Here is a 16,565-nt window from a genome sequence, read left to right as displayed (position 1 = left end):
GTTGAACGCCGGGCCGGAGCTGCGGTAGGTGACGGTTTGCTGTTCGATGGCGTACAGGTTGCCGGACGGATCGGCGGTCAGGTATTGCGGCAGGCGCAGGCGGGCTGCCGCGCCGATCCCGTCCACCGAGGTCTCCGACAGATTCGGTTTGCCGGCAAGCACGGTCAGCTTGCCGTCCGCGCCCAGGGTTGCTACGTGCTCGGGAAAGATCACGAACAGCGTGCCTTGCCCGTCGGCGCGCAGCACGCGCGCAGTCGGCAAGCTGGTGGCGGTGGTGGTCACGACCCCATCCAGGCTGACGCGGCGCAGCGTGTCCTTGTCGATCACCAGCAACTGCCCGTCCTGGTAAGCCATGCTGTGCGGATTGATGAAGCGTGCGCCGCTGCCGGCGCCGTCGCGGGCGGCCGAGCCGTCCGTGGTGCCGGCCAGGGTGCTGACCAGGCCTTGCGGCGTGACCTTGCGGATCATGGTGCTGTCGGCCAGGTACAGGTTGCCGGCCGGGTCGAGCACGACGGTCTCGGGCTGGATGAATTTGAAGCGGGCGCTGCTGCCCGGACCATCGACCGGAGCGGCAACGTCGCTGCCGGCGGCCGGGGTAACCACCGTCTCGGCTCCGGCCAGCACGGTGGCGCTGCCGTCGGCCTCGATGCGCGAGATGGTCGCATAGGTGATGCGGTAACTGACCCCGGCGGCGCTGGTGACGATGCGCTGGCCGCCCTGGCCGAACGGCAGGGCTGTCGCCGTGCCGTCCTTGCCCAGCAGGTGGGTCTGGCTCAAGCTGGTGACAAACAGCTGGTCGCGTTTGTCGATTGCCAGCGTGGCGGCATAAAGCGAGGGTGAAGCGCCGCGTTGCTCGTCGAAAGGATCGGCGTACAGGGTCTTCACCGTGCCGTCGCGGCCCACGCTGCGTACCGCGTAGCCGGAATAGTAGTAGCCACCGGTTTTGTCGCGCTTGATTTCGCTGATGTAGAGCGCGCCCTTGCTGTCGAGTTCAGCATCGACGATGCCGCCGAAGCGCGCGTCCTGCCCGACACCGTCGGCGCGCACGGCGCTGCCGGTGTCGCCGGCGATCAGGGTCAGGCCGGCCGGCAGCGCCGGACCGGGGTAGGGCGGTGTCGGCGTCGGGGTCGGCGTCGGGGTGGGCGTTGGCGTCGGCGTCGGCGTCGGCGTCGGCGTCGGCGTCGGCGTCGGCGTCGGGGTCGGGGTCGGGTCGCCGCCGCCGCCGCCGCAGGCTGCCAGCAGCGCGGCCGCCCCCATCTGGATGGTCATGCGGCGCAGTTGAAAGGTCTTGCTCGTCATCGTGATCTCCTGAAAGTCATGTTGCCGATTGTAATACGAAAACATTTCCTTAAATGTAATGTTGCGTAACCGGCGAGCTGATGCAATCCGGGTATTCCGGGTCTGGTCCTGACCGGGTGCTGCGACCACCGGGTCGGGATTCCCGACGCCGGCCTGCATCGCCATGCTGCCCGCATCCTGGCCCGGGCCGATGCGCTGCTGTTCGGCCGCGTGACCCATCACACGATGGAAGCCGCATGGCGCACGGCGGCGCCGCAGGGCGAGCGGCCCGGGTGGACAGGGCCCTTCGCCCGTGCCATCGGCGCGGCAAAAAACAGGTGGTGTCCAGCACCCTGGAGAGCCTGGACTGGAGCGCGGAACTGGTGCGCGGCGACCTGCGCACAAGCGTGCAAGCGCACAAGCGCGAACCGGCAATGGCCTGTGTACAGGCGCACCGCCCCGGCTTGGCGCCTGGTAGGACGGCGCGAGCTCGCCTCGGGCGCCGGATTACGGCAGCGCCACCCTGAGGATCGCGTTGCCGGAGATAAACGCGAAACTGTTGATGCCGATCCGCACCAGGCCTTTGGGGTGTTCCACGCCGCCCGGCAGGGCGCCGAGCACGGTCGCCGCGCGCTCCGGCGTGCCGGCCACGATGCTCGAGGCGCCGCCCGGGGCGATTTTCAGGATCGTGCTGTGCGCGCTGTCGGCCAGGTAGCGGTTGCCGGCGTCGTCGAGCACCTGGCCGACCTCGGGCGGCGCGCTGGCAACCGTGCTCACCACCGCGTCCGGCGTGATGCGGCGGATCACCGGACCGCTGTCTTCCACATACAGGTCGCCCAGCTTGTCGAAGCCGAGGATGCGCGGGGCGATGAACCTGGCGGCGGTGCCGGTGCCGTCGATCTTGCTTGGATCGCCGTTGATGGAACCGGCGAACACGCTCCACTGGCCATCGGCGCCCAGCTTGTGGATGGTGCGCCCTTGTAACAAGGATCCTGGGGTGGGCGAGCTGAACGCCAGGGACGAGACATACACATTGCCGGCCTTGTCGGCCGCGATGCCGCTCGGCAGGCCGCCGTCGCCGAAGGTGGTACTGACTGTGCCGTCCGGCGCGATCTTGCGCAGGTAGATGCCGCTTTTAAAGGCCGGGCCGGAGCTGCGGTAGGTGATGCTTTGCTGTTCGACGGCGTACAGGTTGCCGGACGGATCGGCGGTCAGGTATTGCGGCTGGCGCAGGCGCGCGGCGGCGCCGATCCCGTCCACCGAGGTGGCGGACAGATTCGGTTTGCCGGCAAGCGTGGTCAGTGTGCCGTCGGCGCCCAGTGTGGCGATGTGATCGGCGAAGACCGTGTAGAGCAGGCCCTGTCCGTCGGAGATCAGTTGGTTTATCTTCGGCACGGTGATGGCGGTGCTGACGACAACGCCGTCCAGGCTCACGCGGCGCAGCACCTTATTATCGACCACGAGCAAGTGGCCGTCGCGGTATGCCATCCCGTCGAGGCGGACGAAGCGGGCGGCGCTGCCGGCGCCGTCGCGCGCGTCCCCGCCGCCAGTGGCGCCTGCCAGGGTGCTGACCACCCCTTGCGGCGTGACCTTGCGGATCGTCACTGTATCGATCAGGTACAGGTTGCCGGCTGGGTCGAACACGACGCTGTTGCGGTAGATGAATATGAAGCGTGCGATGCCGCCCGTGCCGTCGACAGGTACGGCGCCCGGCGGAGGAATCCCTTCTTCCCCGGCCAGCGCGGTGGCGCTGCCGTCGGCCCCGATGCGCGCAATGGCATAGGTGCTGATGCGATAACTGACGCCGCCAGCGCTGGTGACGATGCGCCCGTCGTCAGCGCTGGCGGGCACCGGCGTTGCAGTGCCGTTATTGTTCAGCAAGAAGCGGCCGTCCCTGCTCGTGAAAAACACCCGATCGCGGGCGTCGATCGCCAGCGCGGCGCCGTCGCCATAGGCCGAGGCGCCGCCCGCCTCGTCGAACGGATTGACGTACAAGGTGCGCACCACGCCATCGCGCCCGACGCTGCGGATCGAAAAGCCGGTCAGGTAGTACCCACCCTTGCTGTCGCGCTTGGACTCGCTGATGTACAGCGTGCCCTTGCTGTCGAGTTCATAATCTTGAATGGCGTCGAAGCGCGCGTCCTGGCCGGCGCCGTCGGCGCGCACGGCGCTGCCGGTGTCGCCGGCGATCAGGGTCAGGCCGGCCGGCAGCGCCGGACCGGGGTAGCTCGGCGTCGGCGTCGGCGTTGGCGTCGGCGTTGGCGTCGGTGTCGGGGTCGGGGTCGGGGTCGGGGTCGGGGTCGGGGTCGGGGTCGGTGTCGGGGTCGGCGTCGGGTTGTCGCCGCCGCCGCCGCAGGCTGCCAGCAGCGCGGCGGCGCCCATCTGGATGGTCATGCGGCGCAGTTGAAATGTCTTGCTCGTCATCGTGGTCTCCTGGAATCGATCCTCATTCTAATACGCGAAGATTTACTTAAATGTAATGTTGCGTAAGCAGCGCCGCGGCGCGCGCATGAACCGCGCGGACGAAAAACAACGCTACGCCGATGCACTTATGCAATCCGGGTTTGCTTGATCCCTTTCAGCCCGGGAGCGTCTTCCTATCCGCGCAAAGCTTGCGCCAGTCGTTGGACATTGACTTATTGCCGAGATATCTTTCCACAAGGCAATCAAGAATACCCATCGACTCTGCAGCATCGACCGGAGATTGGCATGACAGGCAAGCGCATCTGTAACATCGTCTGCAAGAACATCGTCCTGGCGGCCTTGTGCGTCGCCGCCAGCAGCCAGGCGCAGGAGGTGGTCCGCCTCGGCAACCTCAAGTTCGCGCATTTCGGCGCAGTCTCGTACATCAAGGAAATCGCGCCGACCTGCGGCATCCGGGTCGAAGAGAAAATCTTCGCCAAGGGCCTCGACGTGATGCAGGCGATCATCGCCGGCGAACTCGATGTGGGCACGACCGCGTCCGAGGCGGCCATCGCGGGCCGCGCCAGCGGGGCGCGCATCTTCGTGGTGGCCGGTTTCGCCAGGGGCGGGGCGCGCCTGGTGGCGCGGCCCCATCTGGGCGTGAAGGGCATGCGCGACCTGAAGGGCAAAAAGGTGGGCGTGACGCGCGGCGGCATCCAGGAAGTATTGCTGATGGCCGAGCTGCAAAAGCACGGCATGAGCGTCGACAGCGCACCCGGCAAGGACGTGCAGGTGATTTACCTGCCGTTCGCCGACCTCAACCAGGCGCTGATGGGCGGCAATATCGACGCCATGATGCAGTCCGAACCGCAATCCTCGCAAGCCATCAACAAGGGCTTCGGGAGCGAAGTGCTGAAACCCTACGATACCCCGATCGGCGAACCGGTGCGCACCATGGTGATGACCGAAGCCTTCTACGGCGGCAAGCGGGCGCTGGCCGAGAAATTCATGCGCTGCTTCGTGCAGGCCACCCGCACCTTCATCCGCCATCCGGGAGTGGCCGAGAAGTACGTGCGCGAAACCATCTTCAAGGGCCAGATCAGCAAGGACGATTTCGAGGATGCGATCGGCAATTCGCCGTATTCGCTCGATGTGACGGCCGAGCATATCCAGATCACCACCGACACCATGGTCAGGACCGGGGTGGGGCGGCTGGCGCGCCCGCCGCTGGCGAGGGACTGGGTGCGCACCGACATGCTCGACGCGGCCAAGAAAAGCGTGGCCATGCAATAGCGGCGGGCAAGGCAGGCCGACAACACAACGTTTTCCGGAGGTGGCATGAACAGCAGACAGTTACGCGAAATGGGCATCGGCCTGGTGGTGCCGGTGGTGGCGATCGGCCTGTGGCAACTGGCGGCGGTGCAGGGGCTGGTCAATCCGCAGGTGCTGCCGTCGCCGCTGGCGGTGCTGCGCAAGTGGGTCGAATACCTGCTGCCGCTGCAGCCGCACGCGGGCGGCAGCTGGCTGGCCTGGGCGTTTTCGGGCGAGCTGATGGTCGACGCCCTCACCAGCATGGTGCGGGTGGTACTCGGCTTTGCCATCGGCGCCGGGCTGGCGCTGCCGCTCGGGCTGGCGATGGGGGCGAATGCGCGCGTGTATGCCTGGTTCAATCCGCTGGTGCAGCTGCTGCGCCCGATTCCGCCGATCGCCTACATTCCGCTGGCGATCCTGTGGTTCGGGCTGGGCAACCCGCCGGCCGTGTTCCTGATCGCGCTGGGGGCTTTTTTTCCGGTGCTGATCAATACCATCGCCGGGGTGCGCCAGGTCGACGCGATCTACCTGCGCGCCGCGCGCAACCTCGGCGCCGGCCGCCGCACCCTGTTCCTGCGCGTGATCCTGCCGGCCGCCGTGCCTTATATATTGTCGGGCGTGCGGATCGGGATCGGCACCGCCTTCATCGTGGTGATCGTGTCGGAAATGATCGCCGTGAACAATGGCCTGGGTTTCCGCATCCTGGAAGCGCGCGAGTATTTTTGGTCCGACAAGATCATGGCCGGCATGATCAGCATCGGCATGCTGGGGCTGGCGATCGATGTCGGCATGAACCGCCTGAACAACTATCTGCTGCGCTGGCACCGCGGCCTGGAGAACTGAGATGAGCGCATCGACCATCCATATCGACGGCGTCGACAAGGTATTCCACAGCGGCGGGCGCGAGCTGGTCGCGCTGCGCGACATCCACCTGGAGATCCCGGCCGGGCAATTCACCTGCCTGCTGGGGCCCTCGGGCTGCGGCAAGTCGACCCTGCTCAACGCGGTGGCCGGCTTTGCGCTGCCCACGCGCGGCACCATCCGCAGCGGCGGGCGCCAGGTGAGCGGGCCGGGGCCGGAGCGCGGCATGGTGTTCCAGGAGTACGCGCTGTTCCCCTGGATGACGGTCGAGCAGAACATCGCCTTCGGCCTGCAGATCAAGGGGCTCGCCAGGGACGCCATCGCGGCCACCGTCGGCGCGCTGCTGGAGATGCTGTCGCTGGCCGACTTCCGCCAGCGCTATCCGAAGGACCTGTCGGGCGGGATGCGCCAGCGCGTGGCGATCGCGCGGGTGCTGGCGCTGGACTCGCCGATCATGCTGATGGACGAGCCCTTCGGCGCGCTCGACGCCCTGACCCGGCGCAACCTGCAGGACGAATTGCTGCGCATCTGGGCCGCTACCGGCAAGACCATCCTGTTCGTCACCCACAGCATCGAGGAAGCGATCTACCTGGCCGACCGCATCGTGGTGATGACCTACCGGCCCGGCACCGTCAAGCGCGATGTGCTGGTCGACCTGCCGCGCCTGCGCGACCCGGCCGCGCCGGCGTTCAATGCCCTCAAGCGCGAGCTGGGCCAGCTGGTGATGGAGGAGCAGCAGCGCCACCATAACGACGAGCTGCGCATGGCGGCCATCGATTAGCGGGGCGGCGGCGGGAACATCGGCACGCCGTCCCCGCCGCCGCGCGCCGATAGTGTAAACTTGCAGGATGCAGACTTACTTACTTATCGCAGCGGCGCTGCTGTACGCGGTGTGCGCCCTTCTTCCTTCCCCGCGCGGGTCGCTCATTTCGGCCGTCACGGCGCTGGCCTGGCTGCTGCACGGCGCCGCCCTGTGGCTCGACATGGTGGCGCCCGGCAGCGTGCGGATCGGCTTCGCGCTGATGATCTCGGCCGCCTTGTGGATTTCGGTGGCGGCCTACTGGATCGAGAACCGCAATTTCGCGCTCGACGGCCTGCGCCGCCTGGTGATGCCGTGCGCGGCCGCCGCCGCCCTGCTGCCGGCCGTGTTCCCGGGCAGCGTGCTGCAGCTTGAAGGGCGCGCCCCGGCCTTCGGCTGGCATATCGCGGTCGCCATCCTGGCCTACAGCACCCTGACCATCGCCGCCTTCCACGCGGTCCTGATGGCGCTCCAGGAAACCCGGCTGCACGCGCGCAACCCGCAGGCCGGCTGGCTGGCCACGGCGCTCGACCAGCTGCCGGCCCTGCTGACCATGGAAAAGCTGCTGTTCCGCCTGATCTGGATCGGCTTCGTGCTGCTCAGCCTGACCGTGCTGTCGGGGATCGTGTTCTCCGAGCAGTTGTTCGGCACCGTGCTCAAATGGGACCACAAGAGCGTGTTCGCGCTGCTGTCCTGGTTCCTGTTCGCCGCGCTGCTGGCCGGACGGCGCTGGCGCGGCTGGCGCGGCAAGACCGCGCTGCGCTTCACCCTGGCCGGTTTCGCCACCCTGGTGCTGGCCTATGTCGGCAGCCGTTTCGTTCTTGAAGTGATTTTGCACCGGGGGCTGGCATGATGCGCATTCTGTTCTGGGTCGCACTGATCGTGCTGGTGATCGCGGCCATTCGCAGCAAGATCCGCGGCAAGCTGCGCGACATGACGCCGCCGCCCGGCCAGCCGGGCCCCGGCGCGCGCGCCCACCCGATCCGCGAACTGGGCGCCACCATCGAATGCGCGCACTGCCATGTGTACTTCCCCGAGTCGGAAGCGGTCACCGCCGACGGGCGCGCCTATTGCAGTTCCGAACACGCGCACCAGCCGCACCGGCCCGGGTGATGTCGTTCTGGAGCGGCTTGTCGGCCGAGTCGCGCGCCACGTTCTGGCGCTCGCTGCAGGCGCTGAGCGGCACCCGCATCGTCATTTCGCTGGTGCTGCTGGCCTACCTGGCGTTCGACCGCAAGGACGTGCCCTCGGCCGGCCACGATCTGTATACCGAAACCTGCATCGCCTACCTGGTCATGTCCGGCGCCTTCGCGCTGGCCTGCGTGTACGTGCGGGTGCGTTTCCTGGCGCAGGTGGTGGTGCAGATCGCGGTCGACATCGCGGTCATCTCGATGCTCTACATGGCCGCCCAGGAGGGGCGCGGCAGCCTGGTGATCCTGTACCTGTTCCCGCTGGCCGGGGCCGCGATCCTGGCGCCGCGCCTGCTGGCCCTGCTGTCGGCCGCGCTGGTGACCCTGTTCCTGCTGATCGACGCCGTCTACCAGGCCTTCGCTGGCGTGGCCAGCATGCCGATCACCCAGGCCGGCCTGTATGGCGGCGTGTTCTTCGCCATCGTGATGGTGGTCAGCCGCCTGGCCGCCCGCCTGATCCGGCAGGAAGAACTGGCCGCGCGCCACGGGGCCGACCTCAAGATCCAGCAGGCGATCAACCAGATCGTCATCGCCGACGTCGCCGACGGCATCCTCGTGGTCGACCGCGAGGGCCGCATCCTGGCCGGCAACCCGGCCGCCCAGCACATGCTGGGCCTGGCCAACGGCGACAGCGGCTTTGCCCTGTCCGAGGTGCCGGCGCTGGAACCGGTGGCGTTCGCGTTTTCCGAGTGGCGGCAGCAGGTCGGGCCGCTCGCGGGCGCGGCGCGCGCCGCCTTCGTCACCGTCAAGCCCTACCGCGACAGCGGCGGGGGCGACGACGGCAGCGCCGCCTGGAGCGGGCGGCGCGACCTGGCGGCCCACCTCAAGCTGCGCTTCGCGCGCGTGGACACGGTCGACGAGGCGTCCGAGCGCTGCGTGATCTTCCTGCAGGACGTGACCGCCATCGAAAACCAGGCCCAGGAATTGAAACTGGCCTCGATGGGGCGCCTGACCGCCAGCATCGCCCACGAAGTGCGCAATCCGCTCTCGGCCATCGGCCATGCCACGGCGCTGCTGGCCGAAGACCTGCACGCGCCGGGCCAGGCGCGCCTGCTGAAAATCGTCGGCGACAATGTGGCGCGCGTCAACCGCATGGTGGAAGACATACTCCAACTGTCGCGCAAGGTCCAGCCGAATGGCGAGCCGTTGTTGCTCGGCCCCTTTTTGAATGAGTTGAAGGCCGAATTTGATGAAACCCAGGGGGTTGCCGATGATATAGTGTGGCTAGGCAACACTGGCGCCGTGCCGGTGCGTTTCGACGCCCTGCACCTGCGCGAAGTGGTGATCAACCTGCTGACCAATGCCCTGCGCTACGCCAGTGGCGGGGTGGGCAGTATCCGGGTGTACGTGGTCACCGATTCGGCCGGCGGCATGGAGCTGCACGTGCAGGACGACGGACCGGGCATCACGCCGGAGGTGCGGGCCCACCTGTTCGAACCGTTCTATACGACATCGAGCAAGGGCACCGGGCTGGGGCTGTACCTGGCGCGCGAGCTGTGCCTGAACAACGCGGCGATGCTCGATTACGAATATCGCTTCGATGCCAGCGGCTTCGGCGTGCGCGCGGCCAGCGGCCGCTTTGTGATTTCGTTCGCGCAGCCGCTGGGGGCGCGCGGCGCCCTTGGTAACGGTAGTAACGGTAACAGAAAGGCAACAACATGACATCACCCCGCGTACTGGTCGTCGATGACGAGGCGGATTTACGCGAACTGCTGGAAATCACGCTGGTCAGGATGGGGCTCGATGTGGACAGCGCCGAGACGCTGCGCGAGGCGCGCGCCTTCCTGGCGCAAAACGATTACGCCCTGATCCTGACCGACATGCGCCTGCCCGACGGCCTGGGCCTGGAACTGGTGCAGGAAGTCGGCGCCTCGAACAAATCGACCCCGATCGCGGTGGTGACCGCCTACGGCAGCGCCGACAACGCGGTGGTGGCCCTGAAGGCGGGCGCCTTCGATTACGTCTCCAAGCCGGTGGTGCTGGACGACTTGCGGGTGATGGTGCAGTCGGCCCTGCGCCTGTCGGCGCCGTCCGCGCAGGCGGGCAGCCCGGCCGCCGCCGGCAGCGCCTCGCGCCTGATCGGCGAATCGGCCGTGATGCAGGCGCTGCGCGGCCAGATCGAGCGGCTGGCGCGCTCGATGGCGCCGATCGCCATCACCGGCGAGTCGGGCAGCGGCAAGGAACTGGTGGCGCGCGAAATCCACGCGCGCAGCTCGCGCGCCGGCAAGCCCTTCATCGCCGTGAACTGCGGCGCGATTCCCGAAGCGCTGATGGAAGCGGAGTTTTTCGGCTACCGCAAGGGCGCGTTTACGGGCGCGGCCGACGAGCGCGACGGGTTCTTCCATGCGGCCAACGGCGGCACCCTGATGCTCGACGAAGTGGCCGACCTGCCGCTGGCGATGCAGGTCAAGCTGCTGCGCGCGATCCAGGAGCGGCGCGTGCGCAAGATCGGCGCGACCGCCGAGGAGCCGGTCGACGTGCGCATCATCAGCGCCACCCACCAGAACCTGGCGCACTGCGTCGAAACCGGCAAGTTCCGGCAAGATCTGTTTTACCGCCTGAATGTGATCGAGCTGAGCGTGCCGCCGCTGCGCGAGCGCCTCGACGACCTGGGCGTGCTGGTTAACGGCATGCTGGCGCGCCTGGCCGGGCCGGGGCAGCAGGCCGCGCTCGGGCCGCAGGTGCTGGAAACCTTGCGCACCTATTCCTTCCCCGGCAATGTGCGCGAGCTGGAGAACGTGCTGGAACGGGCGCTGGCGTTCGCCAACGATGGCGTGATCGAGGTCGGCGACCTGTCGCTGAAAGGGGCGCGCGTGGCCGAGCGGCCGGCGCCCGAGGCGGCGGCTGCGGCACCGGCCGCACCGGCCGCACCGGCGGCGCCGGCCCAGGTGGCGGCCGCGCCGGCGGAGCTGCCCAGCAGCCTGCCCGATTACCTGGAACAGGTCGAACGCGAGATCATCCTGCGCGCGCTGGCCCAGACCCAGTTCAACCGCACCCAGGCGGCCATGCTGCTGGGGATCAGTTTCCGCCAGCTGCGCTACCAGATGCAGAAGCTCGATATCCAGGAGCCGGAAGGCTGAGAGCCTGTCTCAGTAGATCGGAGTCGCTCCTGGCGCGCCTGGCAAGCGAGCGCCGCGTCGTTGGTCGTTACATGGCTCGCCATGCGGCCTGCTCGCGCCTTGCCCTCGCTTATCATGCATCACCATCGGCTTCCCCGATCCACCGGGATCGGTTCTAAGGAGGTTCGCCCTTGCGCCTTGCGCCGGGCGGGGGACCCCATTCCGGCGCCCGCTCCCCCCGCGGTTTATAATGCTGCCCCGCGACCCGGAAACGGCAAGCGCGCGAGCTGGCGGCTGCTTCAAAAAATGGCAGCCGTTAGTACCCGCTAACCGCGTAATCCTCTATGCAACCTGACTCATAAAAGTCAAGGGAAACACGGGAAAAAATTGCCAGTAATTCTATTGCCACTACCCCGGTGAGGCACTACAATTAGTCCCACATTTGATCAATCGACTAGATATAGTGGTTTCGGAAGCTCTGCCACCGATAGCTCAGCAGCCATTACGCAGCACCGGCAAGCCAGGATTTAACGCACTCAACCCACCTTCGCGCGTCACGGCGCCGGCCTCGGATTCCAGGCCGGCGGGGTAGTTTTTTTGTTTTTGTATTTGTTGGGGGCGGCCGATTCATGCCGTCCACTTGATAACAACCGGCGGCAGACCAAAGCCCGCCGCTCCAGGAGGTTCCATGCAAGCATCCCAAGATTCTTCGATTAACCAATTGCACGTCACACCTGGAGCGGCCGCTCCGGCCGCGTCCACCAGCGCCGCCGCTGTTGCCGCCCGCGGCGACTACCGCATCATCCGCCGCAACGGCGCCGTCGTCGCGTTTGAACCATCGAAGATCTCGATCGCCGTCACCAAGGCCTTTTTGGCCGTTAACGGCGGCCAGAGCGCCGGCTCCGCGCGCGTGCGCGAACTGGTCGAGCAGCTCACCGAGAACGTGGTGTCGGCCCTGATCCGCCGCCAGCCATCGGGCGGCACCTTCCACATCGAAGACGTGCAGGACCAGGTCGAACTGTCGCTGATGCGCTCGGGCGAGCACGACGTGGCGCGCGCCTACGTGCTGTACCGCGCCAAGCACATGGAAGAGCGCCGCCTGCAGAAGGAAGCGCAAGGCGGCTCGTCCGACGTGGCTGCCCCGCAGATCCACGTGCTGGAGAACGGCCAGCGCCGCCTGCTCGACATGAACCAGGTGCGCGACCTGATCGGCGCCGCCTGCGTCGGCCTGGAAAAACACGTCGACGCCGACGCCATCCTGGCTGAAACGGTCAAGAACCTGTACGACGGCGTGCCGGTCGAAGAGCTGCACAAGTCCGCCATCCTGGCCGCTCGCGCCCTGATGGAAAAAGACCCGGCCTACTCGCAGGTCACCGCCCGCATCCTGCTGCACACCATCCGCAAGGAAGTGTTCGGCCAGGACGTCCCGCAGGCGCAAGCGGCGGCACACTATATAGAGTACTTCCCGCAATACATCGCCAAGGGTATCGCCAACGAGCTGCTGGACCCGGTCCTGGCCAGTTTCGACCTGGCCAAGCTGGCCCGCGCCCTGGTGGCCGACCGTGACTTGCAGTTCGGCTACATCGGCCTGCAAACCCTGTACGACCGCTACTTCCTGCACGTGCGCGACGTGCGCATCGAAATGCCGCAGGCTTTCTACATGCGCGTGGCCATGGGCCTGTCGCTGCGCGAAGAAAACCGCGAAGCGCGCGCCATCGAGTTCTACAACCTGCTGTCGTCGTTCGACTTCATGAGCTCGACCCCGACCCTGTTCAATTCGGGCACCCTGCGCTCGCAGCTCTCGTCGTGCTACCTGACCACCGTCTCGGACGACCTGGAAGGCATCTACGACGCCATTAAAGAAAACGCGCTGCTGGCCAAGTTCGCCGGCGGCCTGGGCAACGACTGGACCCCGGTGCGCGCCCTGGGCGCCCACATCAAGGGCACCAACGGCAAGTCGCAAGGCGTGGTGCCGTTCCTGAAAGTGGTCAACGACACCGCCGTGGCGGTCAACCAGGGCGGCAAGCGCAAGGGCGCGGTGTGCGCCTACCTGGAAACCTGGCACATGGACGTGGAAGAATTCCTCGACCTGCGCAAGAACACCGGCGACGACCGCCGCCGCACCCACGACATGAACACGGCCAACTGGATTCCCGACCTGTTCATGAAGCGCGTGATGGAAAAGGGCGAGTGGACCCTGTTCTCGCCGTCCGAAACGCCGGACCTGCACGACAAGGTCGGCAAGGCCTTCGAAGCGGCCTACACCGGCTACGAAGCGAAGGCCGCCGCCGGCGAGATCCGCGTATTCAAGAAGATCGCCGCGCTCGACCTGTGGCGCAAGATGCTGTCGATGCTGTTCGAAACCGGCCACCCATGGATCACCTTCAAGGACCCATGCAACATCCGTTCGCCACAGCAACACGTGGGCGTGGTCCACAGCTCGAACCTGTGCACCGAAATCACCCTGAACACCAACGAGTCCGAAATCGCGGTCTGCAACCTCGGTTCCGTGAACTTGCCGGCGCACATGAAAGAAGGCAAGCTGGACCCGGTCAAGCTGCAGAAGACCGTGCGCACCGCGATGCGCATGCTCGACAACGTCATCGATATCAATTACTACGCCGTCGAAAAAGCCCGCAACTCGAACATGCGCCACCGTCCGGTGGGCATGGGGATCATGGGCTTCCAGGATTGCCTGCACATGATGCGCGTGCCTTACTCCTCGAACGAGGCGGTTCAATTCGCCGATTCGTCGATGGAAGCGGTGTGCTACTACGCCTACCTGGCCTCGACCGAGCTGGCCGAAGAGCGCGGCCGCTACGAGTCGTACAGCGGCTCGCTGTGGGATCGCGGCATCCTGCCGCAGGATTCGGTCAAGCTGCTGGCCGACGAGCGCGGCGGCTACCTGGAAGTCGACATGTCCTCGTCGATGGACTGGACCGTGGTGCGCGAGCGCATCAAGCAGTTCGGCATGCGCAATTCGAACTGCGTGGCGATCGCCCCGACCGCGACCATTTCGAACATCATCGGCGTGTCGGCCTGCATCGAACCGACCTTCCAGAACCTGTATGTGAAGTCGAACCTGTCCGGCGAATTTACCGAAATCAACTCGTACCTGGTGCGTGACCTCAAGGCGCGCGACCTGTGGGACGAAGTCATGATCGCCGACCTGAAATACTTCGACGGCTCGCTGGCCAAGATCGACCGCATCCCGCAAGACCTGCGTGACATTTACGCAACGGCCTTCGAAGTCTCGCCGAGCTGGCTGGTGGAAGCGGCCTCGCGCCGCCAGAAGTGGATCGACCAGGCCCAGTCGCTGAACATCTATATGGCGGGCGCCTCGGGCAAGAAGCTCGACGAGACCTACAAGCTGGCCTGGCTGCGCGGCCTGAAGACCACCTACTACCTGCGCACCATCGCCGCGACCCACATGGAAAAATCGACTTCCAAGACCGGCGCGCTGAACGCGGTGGCGGTGGACGGCGGCATGTCGGCCCACGCCATGGGCGCGGCGGCCGAGACGGCGGCGGCAGCTGCCGCGGCGGCGACGGCCGCCTCGGTGGCCGCCGCGGCGGCCGAGGAAGACGGCGCGGCGTGCTACCTGCGTCCGGGCGACGACGGCTTCGAGGAATGCGAAGCCTGCCAGTAACAGCTGACAGCTGACAGCTGACAGCTGGCAAACCGGCGGAGCGCCGCGGCGCTCCGCGCAAGACCGAATTGAACACAGACGAATTGACGAAAAGAGGAATCCACCATGTTGTCCTGGGACGATGAAACAGCCAGCGCGCCAGCCGCGCGAACCGTGGCGCAGAATGCCGCCCAACCTGCGGCCGAAGCGCAAGCCGATGCCGCATCGGTCGCCAAGCGCGTGCACGCCGACGACAAGCGCATCATCAACGGCAAGACCGATGTGAACCAGCTGGTCCCGTTCAAGTACAAATGGGCGTGGGACAAATACCTGGCCGGCTGCGCCAATCACTGGATGCCGCAAGAGGTCAACATGCAGCGCGACATCGAGCTGTGGAAGAATCCCAACGGCCTGACCGAAGACGAGCGCCGCCTGGTGAAACGCAACCTGGGCTTCTTCGTGACCGCCGATTCGCTGGCCGCCAACAACATCGTGCTCGGCACCTACCGCCACATCACGGCGCCGGAATGCCGCCAGTACCTGCTGCGCCAGGCCTTCGAGGAAGCGATCCACACCCACGCCTACCAGTACATCGTGGAGTCGCTGGGCCTGGACGAGGGCGAGATCTTCAACGCCTACAACGAAGTCAAGTCGATCCGCGACAAGGACGAGTTCCTGATTCCGTTCATCAACACCCTGACCGATCCGGCCTTCACCACCGGCACCGTCGAGAACGACCAGAAGCTGCTCAAGTCGCTGATCGTGTTCGCCTGCCTGATGGAAGGCCTGTTCTTCTACGTCGGCTTCACCCAGATCCTGGCGCTGGGCCGCCAGAACAAGATGATGGGCGCGGCCGAGCAGTACCAGTACATCCTGCGCGACGAATCGATGCACTGCAACTTCGGCATCGACCTGATCAACACGATCAAGATGGAAAACCCGCTGCTGTGGACCCCGGCCTTCAAGGAAGAGATCAAGCAACTGTTCCTGAAAGCGGTCGACCTGGAATATGCCTACGCCGAAGACACCATGCCGCGCGGCGTGCTGGGCCTGAACGCGACCATGTTCAAGGGTTACCTGCGCTTCATCGCGAACCGCCGCGCGCAGCAGATCGGCCTGGATGCGATGTTCGCCCAGGAAGAAAACCCGTTCCCGTGGATGAGCGAGATGATCGACCTGAAAAAGGAACGCAACTTCTTCGAGACGCGCGTAACCGAGTACCAGACCGGTGGCGCGTTGAACTGGGAATAAGCGACAGCGCGATGGGCCGGGGAACAACGCCGGCGCCATCGACAGGGCAAGGAGCTTCGGGCGAACATTCATGTTCGCCCGCGTTTGTTTACGCAGGTGCTTTTTGCGCGCGGCGCATTCACGCGTCATCGAGTTGTGGAAAAATCCCAACGGTTTGACGACGATGCGCCTCGTCGTGCAAAAAGAAATCCGCGCACCTTCACGCGGCCGATTCGCGCGCCGCGCGCGCCATCGAGCACGCCGGCCGGCGCGCTCGCGCGCTGCGAAAATGCCGCCGCGACGTGCCGCGCGCGGCCGCCGGCGAGCGCATTCGCACGCACCGATGACGTTCGATTCGGGCGTCGCCGCAGCGCCATGACGCTCCGATTGCCGAGCTTCGCGCCGGCCTTTTGCCGATCGCCGGCAATGCGCATCGCGCATATCGTTCATCGAAATTTCACCGATCCGGCCGGCGGCGCGGGCCGCATCGGCGCGCGATTCGATGCGCCCGACATCGCCGATGGCGATCGTGCGCATGATCAAGGGCGCCGCTTTTACGCGCGCTTGCGGCGCTGGCGGCGCGCGCGCGGCGGACGAAAATCGCAGGCGCCGCACAGCGTCATCAGAACAATTTGCGTGACGAATCAATGCATTGCACATGTGCGAGGGACTTTGTCGACGCGATCGGGATGAGGACATCGACGCGGCGCGCGGCGGCGTCGCGCGGTGCGCCCGCGGCGCACACGGTGCGCGCGGCGTGGCGTGAACGGCGCATGCACGCGCGCGCGCGGTGCGTGCCGCGCGGG

The 16,565-nt window shown here is 66.3% G+C and carries 13 protein-coding genes; 9 read left to right on the top strand and 4 right to left on the bottom strand.

Translation table 11 applies throughout. From position 1 onward, the window contains the following. Both EJB06_RS32795 and EJB06_RS31020 read right to left on the bottom strand, forming a co-directional pair. Positions 1-1,299: NHL repeat-containing protein (locus EJB06_RS32795; protein ID WP_502559462.1), on the bottom strand; the 1,299-nt coding region annotated here is incomplete at its 3' end. 486 nt (positions 1,300-1,785) lie between these two features. Further along, entirely contained in the window at positions 1,786-3,702 is a 1,917-nt protein-coding gene (locus EJB06_RS31020; protein WP_126077891.1) for an NHL repeat-containing protein, read from the bottom strand. A gap of 285 nt (positions 3,703-3,987) precedes the next feature. Here EJB06_RS31020 and EJB06_RS31015 point away from each other — a divergent pair, with 285 nt between their 5' ends. The 9 genes from EJB06_RS31015 (at position 3,988) to EJB06_RS30975 (ending at position 15,780) form a co-directional block, all read left to right on the top strand. Further along, positions 3,988-4,974 (top strand): ABC transporter substrate-binding protein, encoded by a 987-nt coding sequence (locus tag EJB06_RS31015; RefSeq protein ID WP_126077890.1) that lies wholly within the window; start codon positions 3,988-3,990, stop codon positions 4,972-4,974. A 45-nt stretch (positions 4,975-5,019) separates the two neighbouring features. Continuing rightward, entirely contained in the window at positions 5,020-5,835 is an 816-nt protein-coding gene (locus tag EJB06_RS31010) for an ABC transporter permease (protein WP_126077889.1), read from the top strand. Between the two features lies 1 nt (position 5,836). Then, positions 5,837-6,634, top strand: coding sequence for an ABC transporter ATP-binding protein (locus EJB06_RS31005; RefSeq protein ID WP_126077888.1), 798 nt, complete (start codon positions 5,837-5,839; stop codon positions 6,632-6,634). 67 nt (positions 6,635-6,701) lie between these two features. Beyond that, on the top strand, positions 6,702-7,505 hold the full coding sequence (locus tag EJB06_RS31000) for a cytochrome C assembly family protein (protein WP_126077887.1): 804 nt from the start codon (positions 6,702-6,704) through the stop codon (positions 7,503-7,505). Next, positions 7,502-7,765: a PP0621 family protein gene (locus tag EJB06_RS30995; protein WP_126077886.1), complete on the top strand. Its 264-nt coding sequence runs from the start codon at positions 7,502-7,504 to the stop codon at positions 7,763-7,765. The genes EJB06_RS31000 and EJB06_RS30995 overlap by 4 nt, the downstream gene beginning before the upstream one ends. Next, positions 7,765-9,504 (top strand): sensor histidine kinase, encoded by a 1,740-nt coding sequence (locus EJB06_RS30990; RefSeq protein WP_126077885.1) that lies wholly within the window; start codon positions 7,765-7,767, stop codon positions 9,502-9,504. Before EJB06_RS30995 ends, EJB06_RS30990 begins: the two co-directional genes overlap by 1 nt. Continuing rightward, entirely contained in the window at positions 9,501-10,922 is a 1,422-nt protein-coding gene (locus EJB06_RS30985) for a sigma-54-dependent transcriptional regulator (RefSeq protein WP_126077884.1), read from the top strand. Before EJB06_RS30990 ends, EJB06_RS30985 begins: the two co-directional genes overlap by 4 nt. A 667-nt stretch (positions 10,923-11,589) precedes the next feature. Beyond that, positions 11,590-14,550 (top strand): ribonucleoside-diphosphate reductase subunit alpha, encoded by a 2,961-nt coding sequence (locus EJB06_RS30980; protein ID WP_126077883.1) that lies wholly within the window; start codon positions 11,590-11,592, stop codon positions 14,548-14,550. A gap of 105 nt (positions 14,551-14,655) precedes the next feature. Next, the gene (locus EJB06_RS30975) at positions 14,656-15,780 is read left to right on the top strand and encodes a ribonucleotide-diphosphate reductase subunit beta (RefSeq protein WP_126077882.1); all 1,125 of its coding nucleotides are present in this window, start codon (positions 14,656-14,658) and stop codon (positions 15,778-15,780) included. Between the two features lie 125 nt (positions 15,781-15,905). Here EJB06_RS30975 and EJB06_RS32790 read toward each other — a convergent pair whose 3' ends face one another. Continuing rightward, positions 15,906-16,193 (bottom strand): hypothetical protein, encoded by a 288-nt coding sequence (locus tag EJB06_RS32790; RefSeq protein WP_229427372.1) that lies wholly within the window; start codon positions 16,191-16,193, stop codon positions 15,906-15,908. 188 nt (positions 16,194-16,381) lie between these two features. Continuing rightward, positions 16,382-16,565 (bottom strand): hypothetical protein (locus EJB06_RS32785; RefSeq protein ID WP_229427371.1); only part of this gene is annotated, 184 nt, incomplete at its 5' end.

Source organism: Massilia atriviolacea (assembly GCF_003953935.1).
GTDB lineage: Bacteria > Pseudomonadota > Gammaproteobacteria > Burkholderiales > Burkholderiaceae_D > Telluria_A > Telluria_A atriviolacea.
The sequence above is the reverse complement of the archived record's forward strand: the minus strand, read 5'-3'. Positions and strand labels throughout refer to the sequence as shown.

Bases quoted from the DNA above. Each gene is read 5' to 3' on its own strand.
- EJB06_RS31020 (WP_126077891.1), bottom strand. From the start codon at position 3,702: ATGACGAGCAAGACATTTCAACTGCGCCGCATGACCATCCAGATGGGC.
- EJB06_RS30985 (WP_126077884.1), top strand. From the start codon at position 9,501: ATGACATCACCCCGCGTACTGGTCGTCGATGACGAGGCGGATTTACGC.
- EJB06_RS30980 (WP_126077883.1), top strand. From the start codon at position 11,590: ATGCAAGCATCCCAAGATTCTTCGATTAACCAATTGCACGTCACACCT.
- EJB06_RS30990 (WP_126077885.1), top strand. From the start codon at position 7,765: ATGTCGTTCTGGAGCGGCTTGTCGGCCGAGTCGCGCGCCACGTTCTGG.
- EJB06_RS31000 (WP_126077887.1), top strand. From the start codon at position 6,702: ATGCAGACTTACTTACTTATCGCAGCGGCGCTGCTGTACGCGGTGTGC.
- EJB06_RS31010 (WP_126077889.1), top strand. From the start codon at position 5,020: ATGAACAGCAGACAGTTACGCGAAATGGGCATCGGCCTGGTGGTGCCG.
- EJB06_RS30975 (WP_126077882.1), top strand. From the start codon at position 14,656: ATGTTGTCCTGGGACGATGAAACAGCCAGCGCGCCAGCCGCGCGAACC.
- EJB06_RS31005 (WP_126077888.1), top strand. From the start codon at position 5,837: ATGAGCGCATCGACCATCCATATCGACGGCGTCGACAAGGTATTCCAC.
- EJB06_RS32790 (WP_229427372.1), bottom strand. From the start codon at position 16,193: ATGCGCATTGCCGGCGATCGGCAAAAGGCCGGCGCGAAGCTCGGCAAT.
- EJB06_RS31015 (WP_126077890.1), top strand. From the start codon at position 3,988: ATGACAGGCAAGCGCATCTGTAACATCGTCTGCAAGAACATCGTCCTG.
- EJB06_RS30995 (WP_126077886.1), top strand. From the start codon at position 7,502: ATGATGCGCATTCTGTTCTGGGTCGCACTGATCGTGCTGGTGATCGCG.